Annotated in this window: 21 protein-coding genes; 5 read left to right on the forward strand and 16 right to left on the reverse strand. The window is 72.9% G+C overall.

Annotated elements, in window-relative coordinates; genetic code table 11:
* Positions 1–13 precede the first annotated feature (13 nt).
* From ACQ452_RS21925 to ACQ452_RS21950, 6 genes are all read right to left on the reverse strand, one after another.
* Entirely contained in the window at positions 14–400 is a 387-nt protein-coding gene (locus ACQ452_RS21925; protein WP_433386985.1) for a cytidine deaminase, read from the reverse strand.
* Positions 393–1,808 carry a hemolysin family protein gene (locus tag ACQ452_RS21930; RefSeq protein WP_433394320.1) on the reverse strand — a complete coding sequence of 472 codons (1,416 nt, stop codon included), beginning with the start codon at positions 1,806–1,808 and terminating at the stop codon, positions 393–395. Before ACQ452_RS21930 ends, ACQ452_RS21925 begins: the two co-directional genes overlap by 8 nt.
* The gene (gene ybeY / locus ACQ452_RS21935) at positions 1,784–2,257 is read right to left on the reverse strand and encodes an rRNA maturation RNase YbeY (protein WP_433386986.1); all 474 of its coding nucleotides are present in this window, start codon (positions 2,255–2,257) and stop codon (positions 1,784–1,786) included. The genes ACQ452_RS21930 and ybeY overlap by 25 nt, the downstream gene beginning before the upstream one ends.
* Before the next feature lie 15 nt (positions 2,258–2,272).
* Positions 2,273–3,331, reverse strand: a complete 1,059-nt coding sequence (locus tag ACQ452_RS21940; protein ID WP_433386987.1) for a PhoH family protein — start codon at positions 3,329–3,331, stop codon at positions 2,273–2,275.
* Positions 3,332–3,513: 182 nt separating this feature from the next.
* Positions 3,514–4,890: a serine hydrolase domain-containing protein gene (locus ACQ452_RS21945; protein WP_433386988.1), complete on the reverse strand. Its 1,377-nt coding sequence runs from the start codon at positions 4,888–4,890 to the stop codon at positions 3,514–3,516.
* Positions 4,887–5,246, reverse strand: a complete 360-nt coding sequence (locus ACQ452_RS21950; protein WP_433386989.1) for a histidine triad nucleotide-binding protein — start codon at positions 5,244–5,246, stop codon at positions 4,887–4,889. The genes ACQ452_RS21945 and ACQ452_RS21950 overlap by 4 nt, the downstream gene beginning before the upstream one ends.
* Before the next feature lie 179 nt (positions 5,247–5,425).
* On the opposite strand from ACQ452_RS21950, the gene ACQ452_RS21955 reads away from it, so the two are divergent.
* Positions 5,426–6,187: an SDR family NAD(P)-dependent oxidoreductase gene (locus ACQ452_RS21955; RefSeq protein WP_433386990.1), complete on the forward strand. Its 762-nt coding sequence runs from the start codon at positions 5,426–5,428 to the stop codon at positions 6,185–6,187.
* A gap of 45 nt (positions 6,188–6,232) precedes the next feature.
* Here ACQ452_RS21955 and ACQ452_RS21960 read toward each other — a convergent pair whose 3' ends face one another.
* From ACQ452_RS21960 to hrcA, 3 genes are all read right to left on the reverse strand, one after another.
* On the reverse strand, positions 6,233–6,967 hold the full coding sequence (locus ACQ452_RS21960; protein WP_433386991.1) for a 16S rRNA (uracil(1498)-N(3))-methyltransferase: 735 nt from the start codon (positions 6,965–6,967) through the stop codon (positions 6,233–6,235).
* 516 nt (positions 6,968–7,483) lie between these two features.
* Complete coding sequence (dnaJ, locus tag ACQ452_RS21965; RefSeq protein WP_334608578.1) at positions 7,484–8,629, reverse strand: molecular chaperone DnaJ; 1,146 nt, start codon at positions 8,627–8,629, stop codon at positions 7,484–7,486.
* 73 nt (positions 8,630–8,702) lie between these two features.
* Positions 8,703–9,725 (reverse strand): heat-inducible transcriptional repressor HrcA, encoded by a 1,023-nt coding sequence (hrcA, locus tag ACQ452_RS21970; RefSeq protein WP_433386992.1) that lies wholly within the window; start codon positions 9,723–9,725, stop codon positions 8,703–8,705.
* A 240-nt stretch (positions 9,726–9,965) separates the two neighbouring features.
* Between hrcA and ACQ452_RS21975 the strand changes: the two genes are divergently transcribed.
* On the forward strand, positions 9,966–10,736 hold the full coding sequence (locus ACQ452_RS21975) for a DUF4870 domain-containing protein (RefSeq protein WP_433386993.1): 771 nt from the start codon (positions 9,966–9,968) through the stop codon (positions 10,734–10,736).
* A 65-nt stretch (positions 10,737–10,801) separates the two neighbouring features.
* Here the strand turns inward: ACQ452_RS21975 and hemW are convergent, their stop codons facing one another.
* Entirely contained in the window at positions 10,802–12,025 is a 1,224-nt protein-coding gene (hemW, locus tag ACQ452_RS21980; RefSeq protein WP_433386994.1) for a radical SAM family heme chaperone HemW, read from the reverse strand.
* Between the two features lie 19 nt (positions 12,026–12,044).
* Between hemW and ACQ452_RS21985 the strand changes: the two genes are divergently transcribed.
* From ACQ452_RS21985 to ACQ452_RS21995, 3 genes are all read left to right on the forward strand, one after another.
* Positions 12,045–12,857 carry an enoyl-CoA hydratase-related protein gene (locus ACQ452_RS21985; RefSeq protein ID WP_433386995.1) on the forward strand — a complete coding sequence of 271 codons (813 nt, stop codon included), beginning with the start codon at positions 12,045–12,047 and terminating at the stop codon, positions 12,855–12,857.
* 113 nt (positions 12,858–12,970) lie between these two features.
* Positions 12,971–13,831: a hypothetical protein gene (locus tag ACQ452_RS21990; RefSeq protein ID WP_433386996.1), complete on the forward strand. Its 861-nt coding sequence runs from the start codon at positions 12,971–12,973 to the stop codon at positions 13,829–13,831.
* Positions 13,832–14,020: 189 nt separating this feature from the next.
* Positions 14,021–14,956, forward strand: coding sequence for a phytanoyl-CoA dioxygenase family protein (locus ACQ452_RS21995; RefSeq protein WP_433386997.1), 936 nt, complete (start codon positions 14,021–14,023; stop codon positions 14,954–14,956).
* A 91-nt stretch (positions 14,957–15,047) separates the two neighbouring features.
* Here ACQ452_RS21995 and ACQ452_RS22000 read toward each other — a convergent pair whose 3' ends face one another.
* From ACQ452_RS22000 to ACQ452_RS22025, 6 genes are all read right to left on the reverse strand, one after another.
* Positions 15,048–15,689, reverse strand: coding sequence for an MOSC domain-containing protein (locus tag ACQ452_RS22000; RefSeq protein ID WP_433386998.1), 642 nt, complete (start codon positions 15,687–15,689; stop codon positions 15,048–15,050).
* Between the two features lie 124 nt (positions 15,690–15,813).
* A complete protein-coding gene (locus tag ACQ452_RS22005; RefSeq protein ID WP_433386999.1) occupies positions 15,814–16,671 on the reverse strand; it encodes a carbohydrate ABC transporter permease in 858 nt (285 codons plus the stop codon).
* Entirely contained in the window at positions 16,668–17,654 is a 987-nt protein-coding gene (locus ACQ452_RS22010) for a carbohydrate ABC transporter permease (RefSeq protein WP_433387000.1), read from the reverse strand. Before ACQ452_RS22010 ends, ACQ452_RS22005 begins: the two co-directional genes overlap by 4 nt.
* Complete coding sequence (locus tag ACQ452_RS22015; protein ID WP_433387001.1) at positions 17,651–18,940, reverse strand: sugar ABC transporter substrate-binding protein; 1,290 nt, start codon at positions 18,938–18,940, stop codon at positions 17,651–17,653. Before ACQ452_RS22015 ends, ACQ452_RS22010 begins: the two co-directional genes overlap by 4 nt.
* Before the next feature lie 228 nt (positions 18,941–19,168).
* The gene (locus ACQ452_RS22020; RefSeq protein ID WP_433387002.1) at positions 19,169–19,456 is read right to left on the reverse strand and encodes a GlsB/YeaQ/YmgE family stress response membrane protein; all 288 of its coding nucleotides are present in this window, start codon (positions 19,454–19,456) and stop codon (positions 19,169–19,171) included.
* 307 nt (positions 19,457–19,763) lie between these two features.
* Positions 19,764–20,051 carry a GlsB/YeaQ/YmgE family stress response membrane protein gene (locus ACQ452_RS22025; protein WP_433387002.1) on the reverse strand — a complete coding sequence of 96 codons (288 nt, stop codon included), beginning with the start codon at positions 20,049–20,051 and terminating at the stop codon, positions 19,764–19,766.
* Positions 20,052–20,085: the final 34 nt, after the last annotated feature.

Genomic DNA, 20,085 nt, shown 5'->3' on the forward strand with positions numbered 1-20,085 from the left:
CCGTCCCGGGCGCTCACTCGACCACCGTGCCGAGGACGGTGCCGTCCGGGGCGGCCACGTGGATCGGCGCGTCGGCCGCGAGGTCGCGTACCGTCGCATGCCCGGCGCCGTCGAGCGTCGACGCCTCGGTGACGACGGCGGCGGCCTCCAACCGGGTCGCGCCGGCCGCCACCGCCGAGGCCACCGCGAGCTGGAGCGCGGTGATCGTCAACGAGGGCAGCGACACGCTGGCGGCGGCGTACGTCCGGCCGTCCTGGTCCCGGACCGCCGCGCCCTCCACCGCGCCCACCCGGCCACGCGCGCCCCGCGCCAGGACGACGAGCTTGCCGTCCTCCGCGCTCAGCACCACCGGGTCGGACGGGGTGGGCCGGGCGGCCCGTACGGCGGGTGAATCAGGCATCGGCGGCTTGCCTCTCCTCGGATCGGTTCGGGTCGTCCCGGGGCTCGGCGCGCTCGCCACCACCCGGGTTCTGCTCTGAGTCGGTCGACTCCGCGCGGCTCACCAGCACGGTGTCGATCCGGTTGCGACGGCCGGTGGTGCCCTCGGCGACCAGCCGGATCCCGGCGACCTCGACCTGCGCCCCGGGGATCGGGACCCGGCCCAGGGACTGGGCGAGCAGGCCACCGACGGTCTCCACCTCCTCGGCGGGAAGGTCGGTGTCGAAGAGCTCGCCCAGGTTCTCCACCGGAAGCCGCGCGGTCACCCGCACCGCCCCGTCGTCCAGGTGCTCGACCGGTGGACGCTCGACATCGTACTCGTCGGTGATCTCACCGACGATCTCCTCCAGGATGTCCTCGATGGTGACCAGCCCGCCCGTGCCGCCGTACTCGTCGACCACGATGACCAGGTGCTTGCGGGCGGCCTGCATCTCCGAGAGCAGGTCGTCGACGGGCTTGGACTCGGGCACGAAGGTGGCGGGGCGCATCAGCTCGGCGACCGGGAGCTGACGGTCCTCCGGCGCGCCGCCCTGGGTGCGCCGGATCAGGTCCTTGAGGTAGAGCACACCGAGCACGTCGTCGACGCTCTCGCCGATGACCGGGATCCGGGAGAAGCCCGAGCGCAGGAAGAGGGCCAGCGCCTGGGCGAGGGTCTTGCGTTCCTCGATCCACACCATCTCGGTACGCGGCACCATCACCTCCCGGGCGATGGTGTCGCCGAGCGCGAAGACCGAGTGGATCATCTGCCGCTCGCCGTGCTCCACGACACCGCGCTGCTCGGCGAGGTCGACCAGCTCACGCAGCTCCACCTGGGTGGCGAACGGGCCCTCGCGGAAGCCGCGACCCGGTGTCACCGCGTTGCCGATCAGGATCAGCAGCGAGGCCAGCGGATTGAGCGCCCGGCCCAGCCAGCGCACCAGCGGGGCCACGGAGCGCCCGACCACGTACGCGTGCTGCCGGCCGATGGTGCGCGGACCGACCCCGACCACCACGAAACTGACCACGGTCATCGCGCCGGCCGTGACCAGCGCCGCCCGCCAGCCCGCGCCGAAGGTGTCCACCGCGACCAGCGCCACGAGGGTGGTGGCGGTCAGCTCGGCGAGCAGCCGCAACAGCAGCAGGAGGTTGAGGTGACGCACCACGTCCCCGGCGACGGCCTGCAGCGTCCGCGCGCCCCGGGTGCCGTCGCGGGCCAGCTCGGCGGCGCGGGCGGGCGAAACCGCGCTCAGTGCCGCCTCGGTCATGGCGATCAGGCCGGCCAGCACCACCAGGCCGGCCGCGAAGGCCAGCAGTTGCAGGTCGGGCAGGCCGGCGGGGGCGCCGGCCGCGAGTGTCGGAATGTTCATCACCGGGACCGGGTCGACCGCCAGCTGGCCAGCAGCCGGGCCTGCAGGCCGAACATCTCCCGCTCCTCCTCCGGCTCGGCGTGGTCGTAGCCGAGCAGGTGCAGCACGCCGTGCACGGTGAGCAGGTGCAGCTCGTCCGCGGCGGTGTGACCGGCGGCGGTCGCCTGGTTGGCCGCCACCTCCGGGCAGAGCACGACGTCGCCCAGCAACGCGGGCTCCGTGCCGGCGGCGGTCGTCTCGCCGGGCCCGTGGTCGACGCTGCCCTCGTCCATGGGGAAGGCGAGCACGTCGGTGGGGCCGTCACCGCCCATCCACCGGTGGTTGAGCTCGGTCATGTAGCCGATGTCGACCAGCAGCACGGACAACTCGGCGAGGGGGTTCACCCCCATCTCGTCGAGGGCGTGCCGGGCGACGGCGAGCACGGCGTCGGTGTCGACGTCGACACCGGACTCGTTGGCGATCTCGATGGACAACAGTCTTCCCTCGGTCTAGCGGCGCCGGCCGGCACGGCCGCCCTGGGCGGCCCGCCCCGGCACGGTCTGCCCGCTCGGCGCCTGCTGGTTCTCCCGCTCGGCGTCCCAGCGGGCGTACGCGTCGACGATCTCCCCGACCAGTTGGTGGCGGACCACGTCGGAGCTGGAGAGCTGGGCGAAGTGCACGTCCTCGACATTCTCCAGGATCTCCCGGACCACCCGGAGACCGCTGGTCGTCCCGCCGGGGAGGTCCACCTGGGTGACGTCACCGGTAACGACGATCTTGGACCCGAAGCCGAGCCGGGTGAGGAACATCTTCATCTGCTCGGGCGTCGTGTTCTGCGCCTCGTCGAGGATGATGAAGGCGTCGTTGAGCGTACGCCCCCGCATGTACGCCAGCGGCGCGACCTCGATCGTGCCCGCCGCCATCAGCTTGGGGATGGACTCCGGGTCGAGCATGTCGTGCAGCGCGTCGTAGAGCGGGCGCAGGTAGGGGTCGATCTTCTCGTTGAGCGTGCCGGGCAGGAAGCCGAGTCGCTCCCCCGCCTCGACCGCCGGCCGGGTGAGGATGATCCGACTGACCTGCTTGGCCTGCAACGCCTGGACGGCCTTCGCCATCGCCAGGTAGGTCTTGCCGGTGCCGGCGGGGCCGATACCGAAGACGATGGTGTGCGCGTCGATCGCGTCGACGTAGACCTTCTGCCCCAGCGTCTTGGGACGGATGGTGCGCCCGCGCCGGGAGAGGATGTTGAGCGTCAGGACCTCGGCGGGCCGCTCGGCGCCGCCCTGCTCGAGCATGCCGACGGTACGCCGGACGGCGTCAGTGGTCAGGGTCTCGCCTTTCTCGATGAGCTCGATCAGCTCGCTGAAGATCCGCTCGGTGAGGGCGTTGTCGGCGGGGGCGCCGGTGATGGTGATCTCGTTGCCTCGCACGTGCACGTCGCTGCTGACGGAGCGCTCGACCAGTCGCAGGATCTCGTCACCCGCGCCGAGCAGGTTGACCATGATCTTCGGATCCGGAACGGTGATCCTGGTCTGCACCCGGGGCGTGCCGGGAGGTGGGGTGCCGGTCATAGGTCGGGCCGAAGGGCCCTGCGCCACCTGCTCTCGATCTCGGCACCGGTCCTGCTGGCACGGCGCGCTGACGTTGCCTGCATCTTATCTTTCCAACAGCGGCGGCACCCCGCCCATTTCCGTCCGCCACGACACGGGCGGGCGGGGCCACCGGCCCACCCCGCCCCCCGCCCCGCCGCCGGTCAGGAGCCGGAGCGGAAGTCGTACCCCTCGAAGGTCTCCTGGTGCCGGGTGAACCGGTAGGTGGCCCAGTGCATCCGGACCACCGTGCCGTGCTCGTCGCGGGTCAGCCGGAGCAGCTCCCCCGCCTCCCGGCCGGAGACCGTGCGGAACACGTCCGGCCGGTCCGGCAGCGGGACGAACACCGAGGGCGGCTTGCCCGCCGGGTCGTCGGCACCCCGGGCCCGCAGCTCGCCGTCGTGCCAGGAGAAGACGTGCTCGAAGCCCTCCCCCCACCAGCGGCCGAGCAGCCCGCGTACGCCCTGAGGGGCGGGCGGGCCCGGCTGCCACGGCGTGACGTCGGCAGGATCGTGCTCGACCGCGGCGGCCAGCAACCGGTGCGGCAGGCCGATGACCTCGCCGGCGGTGCCGGAGGAGCCGAGCACCGCGACGCCCATCGCCCCCGGGGTGCCCTCCCCGCCCCGCCGGCCGTAGACGCCGGCCAGGAACCCGGGCATCGCGCCGTCGTGCCCGACGTGCACGACCCGCTCGCCCTGCGGCACGAGGATCAGCCCCAGCCCGAAGCCGCCGGCCCAGAGCGTCTCGTCGGTGACCGTCACCGGCCAGCGCATCTCGTCCAGGGTCGCCGGGGCCAGCACGGCGCCGGCCGGATCCAGCGCCGCCGGGTCGGCGAGGAAGGCCGCCCAGCGGGCCATGTCGGAGGCGGTGCTCCAGAGCTGCGCCGCCGGCCCGACCGCCCCGAAGTCGGTGGGCGGCTCGGGGTGCGCCTCGTCGGAGTAGGCGTCGACGAGGAACCCCGTCGCGGCGTGCGGCCCGGGCGTCGCCGAGGTCTCGACCAGCCCCAGCGGGGTCAGCACCCGCTCGGCGAGCACCTCCGCCCAGGTGCCGCCCCGCAGGTGACCGACGAGCCGGCCGAGCAGCGCCATGCCGAGGTTGGAGTAGTGGTAGCGGCGGCCCGACGGCAGCACCCGCTCGGCCCGGGCCAGGTCGGCGAGCAGCCCCTCGACGTCCGGCGCGCGCAGCGTGTCCCAGACGTCGCCGTACGGCTCCCGTTGCAGGCCGGCGGTGTGCGACAGCAGCCGGCGCACGGTCAGCTCGCCGTGCGCCGGCAGGTCCAGGTGCCGGCCCAACGGGTCGTCGAGGTCGAGCAGGCCGTCGTCGCGGCACTGCAACGTCAGCACGGCGGTGAACGTCTTCGTGACCGACCCGATCCGCAACCGGGTGCCCGGCCCCAGCTCGGCGCCGTTGCCGGTCGCGCCGACGGCGCACGTCCAGAGCGGCCGGTCCGCCCGGTGCAGGGCCGCCGACACCGCCGGCACCCGGGCCTGCGCCTGGACCGTCCGCACCATCCGGGACAGGCGTTCGTCGACCGCCGTCACGCCAGGTTCCGGGCCAGCATCGGGCCCAGCGGCGCCCCGCCGAGGACGTGCGCGTGCACGTGGAAGACCTCCTGGCCGCCGTACGCGCCGGTGTTGAACATCAGCCGGAAGCCGTCGCCGAGCAACCCCTCGTCCTCGGCCACGGCGGCGGCCGTGACGAGCACCTCCCCGGCCAGCGCCGGGTCGCCCTGGGCGAGCGTCGCCACGTCGGCGTAGTGCTCCTTCGGGATGACCAGCACGTGTGCCGGCGCCTTCGGATCGATGTCGCGGAAGGCGAGCGTGGTGGCGGTTTCCCGGACGATCGTGGCCGGGATCTCCCCGGCGACGATGCGGCAGAACAGGCAGTCGGTTCCCATCGGGGCAGTGTAGGGAAGAACACCTCGTCGAGGCCCGCCACGGCGCGGGGACCGGTCGCCGACGGCCGCCCGCCCGGACCGCCGGGCCGGCCAGGGCAGCGGGCCGGGCGGGGCGGGGCGACGGGCCGGTGGCGGGGCGGGGCGACGGGCCGGTGGCGGGGCCGGGCATGATGGCCGGCGTGACTTCACGGGCGGTACTGGTGACAGGGGCCTCGCGCGGCATCGGGCGGGCGGTGGCGACCGCGTTCGCGGCGGGCGGCGACCGGGTGGCGATCCACCACCGGGACTCGGCGGAGCTGGCCGAGCGGCTACGCGCCGAGCTGCCCGGTGAGGGGCACGTGGTCCTCCGCGCCGACCTCACCGACCCGGATGCCGTACGGGCCATGGTCGACGAGGCCGCCGGCCTGCTCGGCGGGCTCGACGTGCTGGTCAACAACGCCGGGGTGTACGGCGAGCGGGATGCCCCGCACCCGATCTTCGGCACCTCCTACGAGCAGTGGCGCGCGCAGTGGCACCAGGTGCTGGAGACCAACCTGACCGGCGCCGGCAACGTCATCTGGTGCGCCGCGCAGCACATGCGCGAGCGGGGCGGCCGGATCGTCAACGTCTCCTCCCGGGGAGCGTTCCGGGGCGAGCCGGACCAGCCGGCGTACGGGGCGAGCAAGGCGGGGCTGAACGCGCTGGGGCAGTCGCTGGCGGTGGCCCTCGCCCCGTACGGCATCACGATCGCCACGGTCGCCCCGGGCTTCGTGGAGACGGACATGACCACCGCGCACCTGAGCGGGGAGCGGGGCGCCGCGATCCGGGCGCAGAGCCCGTTCAACCGGGTGGCCCGCCCCGAGGAGATCGCCGCCGCCGTGCACTGGCTCGCCTCCCCGCAGGCCGAGTGGGCCGCCGGCACCATCGTCGACCTCAACGGCGCCTCCTACCTCCGTAGCTGACCCCACCCCCGTAGGCGGTGCGCCGGGGGGTGTCAGGCGAGCGGGTCACCAGTGGCCCAGGCGGGTGGCGAGAACGGCGAGCGCGGCCACACCGGCGGTGGAGGTGCGCAGCACCGACGGGCCCAGGCGGACCGGTCGGGCCCCGGCGGAGCGGAACGCGTCCAGCTCGGCGTCGGCGATGCCGCCCTCGGGGCCGACGACCAGCACGACCTCCCCGGCGGCCGGCAACTCGACGGTGGTGAGCCGCTCCTGCGCCTCCTCGTACAGGACGAACGCGGCGGCGGCACCCGAGATCCGGTGGGCGACCCGGGTGGTGGACTCGTCCGGCGTCCCGGCGATGACGGGCAACCAGGCCCGGCGGGCCTGCTTGGCGGCCTCCCGGGCCGTCGCCGCCCACTTCTCCCGCGCCCGTACGCCCCGGTCGCCGCGCCACTGGGTCACCGACCGGGCCGCCGCCCAGGGCACGATCTCGTCCACGCCCACCTCGGTCATCGCCTGAACGGCCAGCTCGCCTCGGTCACCCTTGGCTATCCCCTGCACCACGACCAGTCGCGGGACGGACGCGTCGACGTACCCACGGGAGGTGATCTCAAGCTCGAGGGTGCCCCGGCCGACGGCGGTGACCACCGCGGCGGCCGTGCCGCCCCGCCCGTCGGCAAGCAGCAGTTGCTCGCCGACGCGCAGCCGTTGCACGGTGGCGGCGTGGTGCCCCTCGGGACCGTCGAGGGTCAGCCGGGCGGCGGTGGGCAGCGGGTCGAGCAGGAACAGCGGAGCGGACACAACGTCAGGCTAATGCCTCGCTCACGCACGTCGGCCGGGCAACCCACCGGCGCGACCGGCATGCGGGCCGCCCGGGCTTCCGGCCGGCCGGTGCCGCCCAGATTCGGCCGAGAGCCCCCAGTTCGGCCGAGAGCCGGCCAGTGCCGCCTGGGTTGGGGCCGGTGCCGGCCCGTTCGGGGCGGGTGCCGGGTAGTGGGGGCCGCACCCGGGACGCTTTCGAGCTGATGTCGTAGACGATTCGCCTGCCGTCTGGTGCCACGGTGGCCCAGACACCACCGCCCCGCCTGATGTCACAGACGACTCAGCTCCAAAAGCGTCCGACCACCTACCACCTACGGCCGAGCGATGCGGCCCATGCCCCACGACCCGCGCAACCCACGACCCACGGGCCCGCGACCCGTCTCGGCGACCGCCGCCCCGCGCCGCACGGGACACCGGTCGAACGCTGCCCCGGGCGGGCGCCGGCCATGCCGGACCCGCCGGGCCGTCGCGGCCGGCGACGGCCCGGCCGGGCCGTCAGGCGTGGCCGTTGAAGGCGTCGCGCATCCGGGAGAAGAAGCCGCCCTGCTTGCTGAGCTCGGCGACCTCCTCGCCCCGGGTCTTGGCGAAGTCGCGCAGCATCTTCTCCTGGTCGGCGTCGAGCTTGGTGGGGGTGCGGACGTCGAGGTGGACGTAGAGGTCACCCCGGCCGGTGCCGCGCAGGTGGGGCACGCCCCGGGCGCGCAGCCGCAGCGTGCTGCCCGGCTGGGTGCCGGCCTTGACGTCGACCGTCTCCTCGCTGTCCAGCGTCTTGATGGTCAGCCGCGTGCCGAGGGCCGCCGCGGTCATCGGCACGGTGACCCGGCAGTGCAGGTCGTCGCCCTTGCGGGAGTAGACGTCGTGCGGCCGCTCGTGGATCTCCACGTAGAGGTCGCCGGCCGTGCCGCCGCCCGGGCCGACCTCGCCCTGCTGGGCGAGGCGGATGCGCATGCCGTCCTCGACGCCGGCCGGGATCTTGACGGTCAGCGAACGTCGGGTGCGGACGCGGCCGTCGCCGGCGCAGGTCGGGCAGGGGTGCGGGATCGTGGTGCCGTGCCCCTGGCAGACCGTGCACGGCCGGGCGGAGACCACCTGGCCGAGGAAGGTGCGCTGCACGGACTGCACCTCGCCCCGGCCGGCGCACGCCTCGCAGGTGGCGAGGTGGGTGCCGGCCGCCGTGCCGGCGCCGGAGCAGGTGGTGCAGAGCACGGCGGTGTCGACGGTGATGGGCGCCTCGACGCCGAACGCGGTCTCGTGCAGGTCCAGCTCCAGCCGCAGGATCGCGTCGGCACCGGGCCGGGTGCGCGGTCGCGGACCACGCGAGCCCCCGGCCGCGCCGCCGAAGAACGCGTCCATGATGTCCTGGAAGCCGACGAACGGCCCGGCGCCGCCGGGGCCTCCGGGGCCTCCCGCGCCCCCGCCACCGGGGGCGAGCGGGTCACCGCCCAGGTCGACGATCTGCCGCTTCCGATCGTCCGAAAGGACCTCGTACGCGGCGTTGATGTCCTTGAACTTCTCCTGGGCCTCCGGATCCGGATTCACGTCCGGGTGGAACTGTCGCGCCAGCTTGCGGTAGGCGCGCTTGATCTCGTCGTCGGAGGCTTCCCGGCTCACCCCGAGAATGCCGTAGTAGTCCCTGGCCACTGCGTTCCGTGTCCTCATGTTCGTCTCGCGTTGCGCCGGTCGTCGGCCGGAGCCGGCCGTCGGCCCTGACTGGTCAGTTCTGGGCCAGCAGCTCGCCCACGTAGCGTGCCACGGCCCGCACCGTGGCGATGGTGCCGGGGTAGTCCATCCGGGTGGGCCCGAGCACCCCGAGGCCGCCGACGCTGGTCGAACCCGGCCCGTAGCCGGTGCTGACCACCGAGGCGGCGCGCAGGTTGTCGATCTCGTTCTCGTCACCGATCAGCACCCGTGTCGTGCTCGGCTCCGCCTCGCCGATGAGCTTGAGCATCACGACCTCCTCCTCCAGCGCCTCCAGGATGGGGCGCAGGGAGCCCTGGAAGTCGAGCAGGCCGCCGCGGGTGAGGTTGGCCGTGCCGGCCAGCGCGATCCGCTCCTCGTGCCGCTCGATCAGCGTCTCGAGCAGCACGGTGGAGAGGGTGGTCATGGCCGGACGCAGGTGCGGCGACGACTCCTCGACCAGCGCCTGCACCAACGGCGGGGTCTCCGACAGCCGGCTGCCGACCAGCTTCTCGTTGACGAGCCGGCGTAGGGCCATGACGTCGTCGGCGGGCACCGGCCCGGGCAGCTCGACCAGCCGCTGCTCGACCCGGCCGGTGTCGGCGATCATGACCAGCATCAGCCGGGTGGTGGAGATCGGCACCAGTTCCAGGTGCCGCACCGAGGAACGGGCCAGGCTCGGGTACTGCACGACGGCGACCTGCCGGGTGAGTTGCGCCAGCAGCCGGACGGTGCGGTGCACGACGTCGTCGAGGTCGACGGCGCCGACCAGGAAACGCTCGATCGCCCGGCGCTCGGCCGGACTGAGCGGCTTCACCCGGGACAGCCGGTCCACGAAGAGCCGGTAGCCCCGGTCGGTGGGCACCCGCCCGGCACTGGTGTGCGGCTGGCGGATGTAGCCCTCCTCCTCCAGCACGGCCATGTCGTTGCGGACGGTCGCCGGGGAGACCCCGAGCTGGTGCCGCTCGACCAACGCCCTGCTGCCGACGGGCTCCTGCGTGGCGACGTAGTCCTCGACGATGGCGCGCAGCACGGCGAGCTTGCGGTCGTCGAGACCCATCTCCCCACCTCCTGTCGCACGTCGGCCCCGGCATCCGCGGGGGCCGGGGTGGGCTGCTGGCACTCGACTGTAGCGAGTGCCAGTCTACGTCGGCGGGGCCGCCCACGCGACGATCGACCTCGGACGATCGCCCGGCGGCGGCCGGGCCGGCCCGGCGGCGCACGTCAACGGCGGGCTCCCGCACGTCCTGGCCGGTGTCACGCTGGTGCCGCCTTGCCCGGTGCCCCTACGGTGACCTGCATGACTGAACCACCTCGTCCTCCCGGAGCGGGTGACCCCGGTTCTCCGCCGGATCCGGCCCCCTCGTCGGGGGTTCCCGGTCCGTTCGGCTCCGAGGAACCCACCGCACCACTGTCCGGGGCACCGGGCCCGGGCAGCCATCCTCCGCCCGGTGGCTATCCGCCGCCCACCGGCGAACAACCGCCGCCGGCCGGCTACCCCCCGCCCGGGGGCTACCCCCCGCCCGGCGGCGGCTACCCAGCCGGCGGTCACCCCGAACCGGGCGGTGGCTACCCGGACGGCGGTCACCCACCACCCGGTGGCGGCTATCCCCCGCCCGGCGGCTATCCGGCCGGCGGCTATCCCCCGCCCGGTGGCGGCTACCCGACCGGGGGCGGCTACCCGGCCGGGGGCGGCTACGGGCCGCCGACGGGCGGCTACGCCAGCAACGACGACAAGAACTGGGCCCTGATCGCCCACTTCGGCGGCGCGGCCGGCGTGATCGTCGGCGGCGGCCTGCTCGGCTGGCTGGCGCCGCTCATCGCGCTGATGGTTCGGGGGCAGCAGTCACCGACCGCCCGGGCGCACGCCGTCGCGGCGCTGAACTTCCAGCTCACCTGGACGATCGTCGGGGTGCTGAGCTGGGTGCTCACGCTGATCACCTGCGGGGTGCTGTTCTTCGTGCCGATGCTCGTCTGGCTGGTACCGCTGATCTTCGGCATCGTCGGCGGGGTCAAGGCCAACGAGGGCGTGCTCTACCGCTACCCGATGACCTACAGCTTCACCCGGTGACCCGGGCCGGCCGCTCCCCCGGCCGGCCCGCCACGCCGGCCCGGCTGGCAGCGCCGGCAACCGGCTCAGGGCAGCAGGTCGCGCACCACCGCGTCGGCGAGCAGCCGGCCCCGCAGGGTCAGCACGGCGCGGCCGGCCGCGTACTCGCCGGGGGCCAGCAGCCCGCCGGCGAGGGCCCGCGCGGCACCGGCCCGCCCGGTGTCGTCGAGGGCGCCCAGCGGCAGCCCGGACGCGAGGCGCAACCGGAGCATGACGTCCTCCGTGTGCGTCTCCTCGGCGGTGAGCACCTCCCGGGCCAGGCCGGGCGACCCGCCGGCCGCCAGCCGCTTCGCGTACGTCGTGGGGTGCTTGACGTTCCACCAGCGCACGCCGCCGACGTGGCTGTGCGCCCCCGGGCCGAGGCCCCACCAGTCCGCGCCGGTCCAGTAGAGCAGGTTGTGCCGGCACCGGGCCGCCTCGTCGCGGGCCCAGTTCGACACCTCGTACCAGGACAGCCCGGCCGCGTCGAGGGCGGCCTCCGCGGCGAGGTAGCGGTCCGCGGCGACGTCGTCGGAGGGGTACGGCAGCTCGCCGCGGCGCATCCGGGCGGCCAGCCGGGTGCCGTCCTCGACGATCAGGGCGTACGCGCTGACGTGGTCCACCCCGGCGGCGACGACCTGGTCGAGGGAGGCGGCGAAGTCCGTCTCGGTCTCCCCCGGCGTGCCGTAGATCAGGTCCAGGTTGACGTGGTCGAACCCGGCGTCACGCGCCTCGCGGGCGGCGGCGACGGCCCGGCCGGCGCTGTGCGTGCGGTCGAGGATCGCCAGCACCCCCGGCGCGGCGGACTGCATGCCCAGCGAGATCCGGGTGTAGCCGGCGGCCCGCAGCGCCCGCAGCGACGCCGGCGTGACCGATTCCGGGTTGGCCTCGGTGCTCACCTCGGCGTCGGGCGCGAGCCCCCAGGTGCGGTCGATGCCGTCGAGGATCCGGGCCAGGTCGTCGGCGGGGAGCAGGGTCGGGGTGCCACCGCCGACGAAGACGGTGTCGACCCGGGGCGGCGGCGTGTCGCCCAGCACGCGGCCGGCGAGCGCCAGCTCGGCGAGCACCGTGTCGGCGTAGTCCTCGCGGCTCGCCCCACCGCCCAACTCGGCGGCCGTGTAGGTGTTGAAGTCGCAGTAGCCGCAGCGGCTGGCGCAGAACGGCACGTGCACGTACACGCCGAAGCCGCGCGCGCCGACGGCTCGGGTGGCGGTGGCGGGCAGCGACCCGTCGACGGGGACGGTTTCGCCTTCTGGAAGGACGCCGGGCATGGCCACTAGTGTGCCCGGCATGACCTCTGCCGACGTGCTCGTGCGGGCCGCCACGGCCCGCGGGGTGACCACCCTCACCCTGGACAGCCCGCACAACCGCAACGCGCTCTCCACGCCGCTGATGACCCAGCTGCTGGCCGGCCTCGCCGAGGCGGTCGCCGACGACGCCGTACGCGTGATCGTGCTCGACCACACCGGCCCGGTCTTCTGTTCCGGGGCGGACCTGAAGGAGACCGCCGCCGCGTACGCCAGCGGCACCGTGCCGGCCGGGATGCTCGGCGACGTGCTCGCGGCGCTGTGGGAGTGCCCGAAGCCGGTGGTGGCGAAGGTGGCCGGTCCGGCGCGGGCCGGCGGACTCGGCCTCATCGCGGCGGCCGACCTGGCGGTGTGCGCGTCGGAGGCGACGTTCGCCTTCACGGAGGTGCGCATCGGTGTGGTGCCGGCGGTGATCTCCGCGACCGTGCTGCCCCGGCTGCGTCCCCGCGCGGCGGCCGAGCTCTACCTGACCGGCGACACCTTCGACGGCCGGCGCGCGGCGGAGGTGGGCCTGGTGACCGCCGCCGTGCCGGCGGACGGACTGGACGCGGCGGTTGCCGGGTACTGCGACTCTCTGGTGCGGGGGGCGCCGGGCGCGCTGGCGGGGGCGAAGCAACTGCTGCGTCGGCCCTCCGCCGCGGACCTGCGGGCGGAGATCGCCGGGCTTTCGTCGCTCTCGACGGGGTACTTCCTGTCGGAGGAGGGCCGCGAGGGCGTCCTGGCGTTCCGGGAGAAGCGGCCGGCGCGCTGGGTACCGGCGGCCGGCGGGGACGACGCGGCGGGCGCCGACCGGTAGCCGTCGCGGGCGGCCCGGCGCGGTGCCGGCCCGGCCGGTCGGGAGGAACCCGGTCGGGACGGCCCGGAAGGCGCCACGGGGGACGTACGCTTGTCGAACTGTCGATCAGGGGGGTGTGGGTGCGTACTCGGGCAGTAGTCGCGAGCGGCGTCGTCCTCGTCGTGCTCGCCGCGGTCGGCATCTGGATCGTCGCCCGGAAGGTGGGGGGCCAGTTGCGGCTTCCCCTGGCCAGCCGGATGTGCACGGTGCAGGCCGACGGCCGGGTGAGCCTGGACGCCGACCAGATGGCCAACGCGGCGACGATCTCGGCGATCGGCATCCAACGCAAGATGCCGGAGCGGGCCGTCGTCGTCGCGCTGGCCACCGCATACCAGGAATCCGGCCTGCGCAACCTCGCGGGCGGTGACCGCGACTCGGTGGGGCTCTTCCAGCAGCGGCCGAGCCAGGGCTGGGGCACCCCGGAGCAGATCCGCGACCCCCGGTACGCGGCCGGGAAGTTCTACGCCGGGCTGAAGAAGGTGCGCGGCTGGGAGCAGATGCGCATCACCGACGCGGCGCAGAAGGTGCAGCGCTCGGCCTTTCCGGAGGCGTACCAGAAGTGGGCGGACGAGTCCGAGGTGCTGACCCGGGCCCTGCTCGGGCACGCCACCGGCGCGGTGGCCTGCACGGTGGGTCGCGATCCGGTGATGCGCGGCGCGGCGGCGGCGGACGCGCTGACCCGTGGGCTGTCGCTGGACTGGGGCCTGGCCGGCACGACCGCCGCGACGGACCTGACGGGCCTGACCGTTCCGGCCGTCGACGAGCGCCGGGGCTGGCGGTACGCACACTGGCTGGTCTCCCACGCCCAGGACCACGGCGTGAAGCGGGTGCGCTTCGGCGACCTGGAGTGGACGGCCCGCGGCGGCACCTGGAACCGGACGGGCGACGTAGCGGCGAGCGGGCGGGTCGTCGCGGAGGTCTTCGCCGAGGCGTAGTGACCTCGATCTTCCTACCGACAGTGACCGCACAAACCGGCATTTCCCCCGGGTTGACCCCATAAGCCCCCGCGCCCGTTACGTCACGCCATCGTCCCACTCCGCACGGTCGGGGCATCGGCGGGACCGGCGTCGGGCGGTGCCCCGCCCCGGCACGGGCGCGTTACGATCGGCGGCGCTGTGCCAGAAATGGTTTCACGTCATGGGGAGGGGTACGTCGAGGTGTTCGACTACGGCGACCGGACCGGTTACGAACCGATCAGTGACATCGACCGCAAGGAATTCCACGAGCAGGGTTTCCTGCTGCTGCGCAACGTCCTGACGGATGACCACCGGGCGGCGCTGGAGGCGGCGGTGGACCGCGTCTACGCCGAGGAGCAGGCGAAGGGCGGCACCACCAAGGACGGCACCCTGCACCTGCTGGGCTTCCTGGACCGGGACGAGCTCTTCGGTAACCTGCTGACCCACCCGATCGCCTTCCCGTACATGTGGGGCCTGGCCGGCTGGAACATCTACAGCCACCACAACCACCTGGACGTCACCCCGCCGGCGGCGGAGCCGGAGAAGCCGTACTGGGGGTGGCACCAGGACGGGTACCGGCAGAACTCCGACCCGGAGACGATGGACCCGAACCTGCCCCGGCCGATGTTCTCGCTGAAGGTGGCCTACGTCCTGTCCGACCTGTCGGAGAAGGGCCGGGGCGCCACCAAGGTGATCCCGGGCAGCCACCTGTGGAACTCGCTGCCCCGCCCGGCCGACACCTCCGTGCACAACCCGGACCCGGAGGGCACGGTGGAGATCACCGCCAACCCCGGTGACGCCTTCATCTTCGACCGCCGCCAGTGGCACTCCCGGTCGACCAACCTGTCGACCATCACCCGCAAGATGCTCTTCGTCGGTTACACCTACCGGTGGATCCGCCCGCTGGACGAGCTGCACGTCGACACCGACGGCGAGTGGTGGGCCAACCGGACGCCGGTGCAGCGCCAGCTCTGCGGTGAGGGCACCCACACCGCCAACTACTGGGGCATCAACTGGGACGGCTACGTCGACGACGAGATCCCGCTGCGCAAGGAGCTCAAGCAGCGCGGTCTGCTCGACCGCAGCGTGCCCTGGCTGCGCTGAGCCGGTCACCCGGCGCCACGGCCGCGACGCAGGACGGGCCCCCTCCCCCACGGGACGGGGCCCGTCGCGCGTTCCCGGACGGCCGGGCGGGTCAGCACCGGCCGGCGATGCGGCAGAGCGCCTTCTCCCGGACCGCATCCGGCAGCTCCGGCACGTCGAGCAGCCGGGGCAGCAGTTCCGGCTCCAGGCTCAGGGCGCGGAACACCTCGCCGATCGTGACCCCGTGCGCGGGTCGGTCCACCACCTCGACCGGGTCGCCCGCGCCCACCTCTCCCGCCCGCAGCACCCGCAGGTACGCCCCGGGCATCGCCCGCGCCGTGAACCGCTTGATCAGGTCGGGCACGCCCCAGAAGCCGGCGAAGGTGGTGCACGGGGTCCGGGGCTTCGTCACCTGCAGCAGCGCCGACCCGACCGCCCACCGCTCACCGACCACCGCGCCCGTCACGTCCACGGCGTACGTCGTCAGGTTCTCGCCGAAGCCGCCGGGGCGGACGCTGCGGCCCAACTCCGCCGCCCACCACGCGGCGTCCTCCTCGGCGTACGCGTAGACCGCCTGGTCCGGCCCGCCGTGGTGGGCGCGCTCGCCGATGAAGTCGCCGGCCACCCCGTCCGTGCTCAGCAGCACCGCGACGTCGACCGGCCGTTTGTCGATGCCGGTGCGACCGCTCGCGTCACCCGCCCACTGCGCCTCGGTCACGCCGCCGAGGTTCACCGATGCCAGCCTGCCCGTCATGGCGGTCAGCCTAGCGGCGCGACCGGCGCCACCCGGCCCCGAGACCGGCGCCCGCGCCCGTCCGGCAGGCCGTCGCCCCGGCACAGCCGGACGGGGAACGACGGGGCACCGGGAGCCTGCCCGCTCAGCCCTTGACGGCCCCGGCCACCAGCCCGGAGACCATCCGCCGCTGCACCAGCAGGAAGAAGACGATCACCGGCAGGGTGAACAGCGTGGAGGCCGCCATCACCGGTCCCCAGGCGGTGTCGTCGCGGCCGAAGAAGAACGTCATCGCGACCGGCAGGGTGTAGCTCTCCTGGTCGTTGATGAAGGTCAGCGCGAAGATCAGTTCGTTCCAGGCGGTGATGAACGAGAAGATGCTGGTGGCCACGAGGCCCGGCGCCACCAGCGGAAAGAGGATCTTCCGGAAGGTCTGCGCCCGGGTGGCCCCGTCGATGGCCGCGGCCTCCTCCAGTTCCTTGGGCACCGCGGCGACGAAGCCGCGCAGCATCCACACCGCGAACGGCAGCGAGAAGCCGAGGTAGGTGAGGATCAGGCTGGGCAGGGTGTTGTAGAGCCCGAGCCGCTGGATCATCAGGAACAGCGGGATGACCAGCGCCTCCAGGGGGATCATCTGCACCACCAGCAACATGATCAGGAAGGTGGTGCGCAGCTTGAACCGGAACCGGGCCACCGCGGTCGCCGCCAGCAGCGCGACCAGGCCGCTGAGCAGCACGGTGGAGACCGCGACCAGGGCGCTGTTGAGGAAGAAGTCGCCGAAGGTCACGCCCGGGATCAGGTTGCCGGTGAGGATCTGCCGGTAGTGCTCCAGGGTCGGCTCGGTGGGCACCGGCCGGGGGGTGCTCGAGAAGATCTCCGAGCTCGGCTTCAGCGAGGTGGAGATCATCCAGTACACCGGGAACGCGGCGAAGGCCGCCACCAGCAGTCCCGCGCCGTTGAGGGCGATCCGCCGCGCGCCCGCGCCGGCTCCGCGTCGCGTCACGCGTCCTCCTCCTGCTTGAGCACCATGCGGACGTAGAGACCGGTCACCACCAGCAGGATCAGGGTGAGGATCACCGCGATCGCGGCGCCGAGACCGTACTTGGGCGGGGGCGAGAAGGCCTCCGCGTACGAGTAGATGGAGAGCATGAACGTCGGCCGGTCCTGGGTGCCGCCGGACAGCACGAACTGCTGGGTGAAGACCTTGAAGTCCCAGATGGTGGAGAGCACGACGAGGATGCCGAAGACCGGCCGCAGCAGCGGGAAGGTGATCCGCCAGAACACCCTCCACGGGCCGGCCCCGTCGACCCGGGCCGCCTCGTGCAGCTCGCTCGGCACGCTCTTCAGGCCGGCCAGCACGCTGACGGCGATGAACGGGAACGAGTGCCAGACCACCACCAGGGTCAGGATCGAGAAGAACAGCAGGGGCGAGTTGAACCAGCCGTAGCCGGTCCAGTCGCTGCGCCCGAAGAGGCCCTGCGACAGCCCGTCGGGCAGCGCGTTGAACAGCCAGGTGACCAGGCCGCTGGTGTCATCGAAGATCCACTTCCAGACGATCGTGCCGGTCAGCGCCGGGGTGGCCCAGGCGAGCATCACGCAGCTCGCCACGAAGGTCGCCATCCGCCTGCCCAGCCGGTTGAGCAGCAGACCGACCAGGGTGCCGAGGATCATCGTGAGCGCGACGTTGGCAACGGCGAAGAGAACGGTGTTGCGCAGCACCGTCAGGAAGAACGGATCGCCGAGGATCTCGGCGTAGTTGCCCAGGCCCACCCACGGCCACTCGCGGTCGCCGCGCAACTGGCGGACGTTGTTGAGCTGGTGGAAGGACATCACCACCACCTGGCCGAGCGGCCAGAGCAGCAGCACGCTGATGATCACCAGGCAGGGCAGGAGCAGCAGGTACGGCAGGCGGTCCACCCGGCGACGCCGCCGCGCGGGGGTCTCCCGCGCGGCGGCCGTCTCCGGCGCCTCGGTCAGCGTGGTCACGGCGCGTTGAGGATGCTTTCCATCTCCGCGGCCGCGTCGGCGGTAGCCTTCTCGACCGTCTTCTGACCCTTCATGACCGAGCTGTTCATCGCCTGGGTCACCGTCTTGGTCCGGCTGACCTCCACCCACTTGGGGGTGAGCGGCGTGAGCTTGGTGTTCTGCATCGTGGTGGCGAACGCCGACATGATCTTGTCGCTGGCGTACTTGTCGCCGCCGACCAGGTCCGTGTAGACCGGGAAGAAGCCGAGACTGTCGGCGAATGCCTGGTCGTTCTTCTTGTTCAGCAGCACGGTCAGGTAGTCCCAGGCGAGGTCCTGCCGCTCACTGTCCTTCCAGAGCGCGACGTCGGAGCCGCCGGCGAAGCCGGGCGCCGCCTTGCCGTCCGGGCCGGGGATGGGGAACGTGCCCCAGACCTTCTCGATCTCCGGGTTGTCCTTCTTGATGGAGCCCTGCTGCCAGCTCCCGCCGAAGGCCATCGCCGCCTTGCCGGTGGCGAACTGGGTCCGGGCGTCGATCTCGTTCCAGCCCGCGGCGGCCGGCGGGGCCACCTTGTGCACGGTCACCATGTCGGTCCAGAACTTGACGGCCTTCTGCGCCTCGGGCGTGTTGTACCCGGACTTCCAGGAGCCGCCCTGCTGGGTCGCGATCTCCGCGCCCGCGCCCCACAGGAACGAGTAGAAGGGCAGCTCGGAGTTGCCGGGCAGGGCGATGCCGTACGTGCCCGGCTTCTTGGCCTGCACGGTCTTGGCGACGGAGACCAGCTCGTCCCAGTTGGTCGGCGGCTTGACGCCCGCCTCGGCGAACCAGTCGGTGCGGTAGTACATCCCCCGCACGCCCGCGTACCACGGCACGCCGTACTGCTTGCCGTCGAGCTGGGCGTTCTTCACCAGGTCGGGAAGGATGTCCTTGCCCTCGGTCCAGGTGGCCATCCGGCCGCTCACGTCGGCCAACGCCTCCTGCGCCGCCCAGCCCTGCGTCTCGGTGTTGCCCAGCTCGGTCACGTCCGGGCCCTCGCCGCCGGCGAGCGCGGCCTGGAACTTCTTCGGCGCCTCGAGCCACGGGATGTACTGGACCACCACGTCGGTGTCCGGGTGCTTCTGCCGGAACTCGGTCTCGATGCCGTCGAGGAACTTCGTCTGGGCCTCGCTGCCCTCGCCCATCATCCAGACCGTGAGCTTGCTGTCGTCGGCGGCCTTGTCGTCGTCGGAGCCGCCACAACCGGCCAGGACCATCGCGGCCGAGGCCACGACGGCGGTGACCGGGGCCAGCCGCTTCCACCTGTTCACGCCACATCTCCCTCGCGCCACTGGCACTTACCTTCTGCGCGGCACCCTAGTGGGAAAAATTCCTTTACGACAGTGGACAGTCCGGCGAAAGAGAGGCGACCCTACCGCGGGGAGGGATCACGCAGCGTCGGCGCGTGGAGACGGAAACGGGACGCACCAGGATGATCGGGGTACGCGAAACGGGCGCCCGACCTGTCGGTCGGACGCCCGCGAACGCGGTACAGGGGACTACCGGTGAGTGACGCTGCGACGACGACCCACACCGGCGACCAGGGCCACCGCGATCGCCGCCAGCACGACCTGCACCAGCAGCTCGGTCCAGTCGATCCCGGCGGTCTGGGTGGCGATACCCATCGCCCGGGCCAGCACGGTACCCAGCAGCGCGGCGCCCACACCGATCAGCATGTGCAGCCACATCGGCATGTTCTGGCGGCCCGGAACGAGCAGGCGACCCAGAGCGCCGACAATAAGACCAACGATGAGCGCGGTGACGATGCCCCAAACGGTGAGCTCCACGTCGCCCTCCTCCTTCAAAAAGAATCAGTACCACGGTCTGTGGTGTTGCTGTCGTGACCGCTAAGTTCCCGACCCACCAAAAATCCAAACCGACTTTCTCGGGACACCTCGCCCGGACGGGCCGAGCGGCCCCGGCCGGCACCATTGCGCACGTTCCGGCGCACTCGGTCGGCGAAGGCGGACGGCCCCCGGGCGGCCCGCCGCCGCACGCCGCCCGGCCCGGGGCACGGCCGAGGCGCGATGATCGGGGTACGCGAAACGGGCGCCCGACCTGTCGGTCGGACGCCCGCGAACGCGGTACAGGGGACTACCGGTGAGTGACGCTGCGACGACGACCCACACCGGCGACCAGGGCCACCGCGATCGCCGCCAGCACGACCTGCACCAGCAGCTCGGTCCAGTCGATCCCGGCGGTCTGGGTGGCGATACCCATCGCCCGGGCCAGCACGGTACCCAGCAGCGCGGCGCCCACACCGATCAGCATGTGCAGCCACATCGGCATGTTCTGGCGGCCCGGAACGAGCAGGCGACCCAGAGCGCCGACAATAAGACCAACGATGAGCGCGGTGACGATGCCCCAAACGGTGAGCTCCACGTCGCCCTCCTCCTTCAAAAAGAATCAGTACCAC

Source organism: Micromonospora sp. KLBMP9576 (assembly GCF_050941805.1).
GTDB lineage: Bacteria > Actinomycetota > Actinomycetes > Mycobacteriales > Micromonosporaceae > Micromonospora.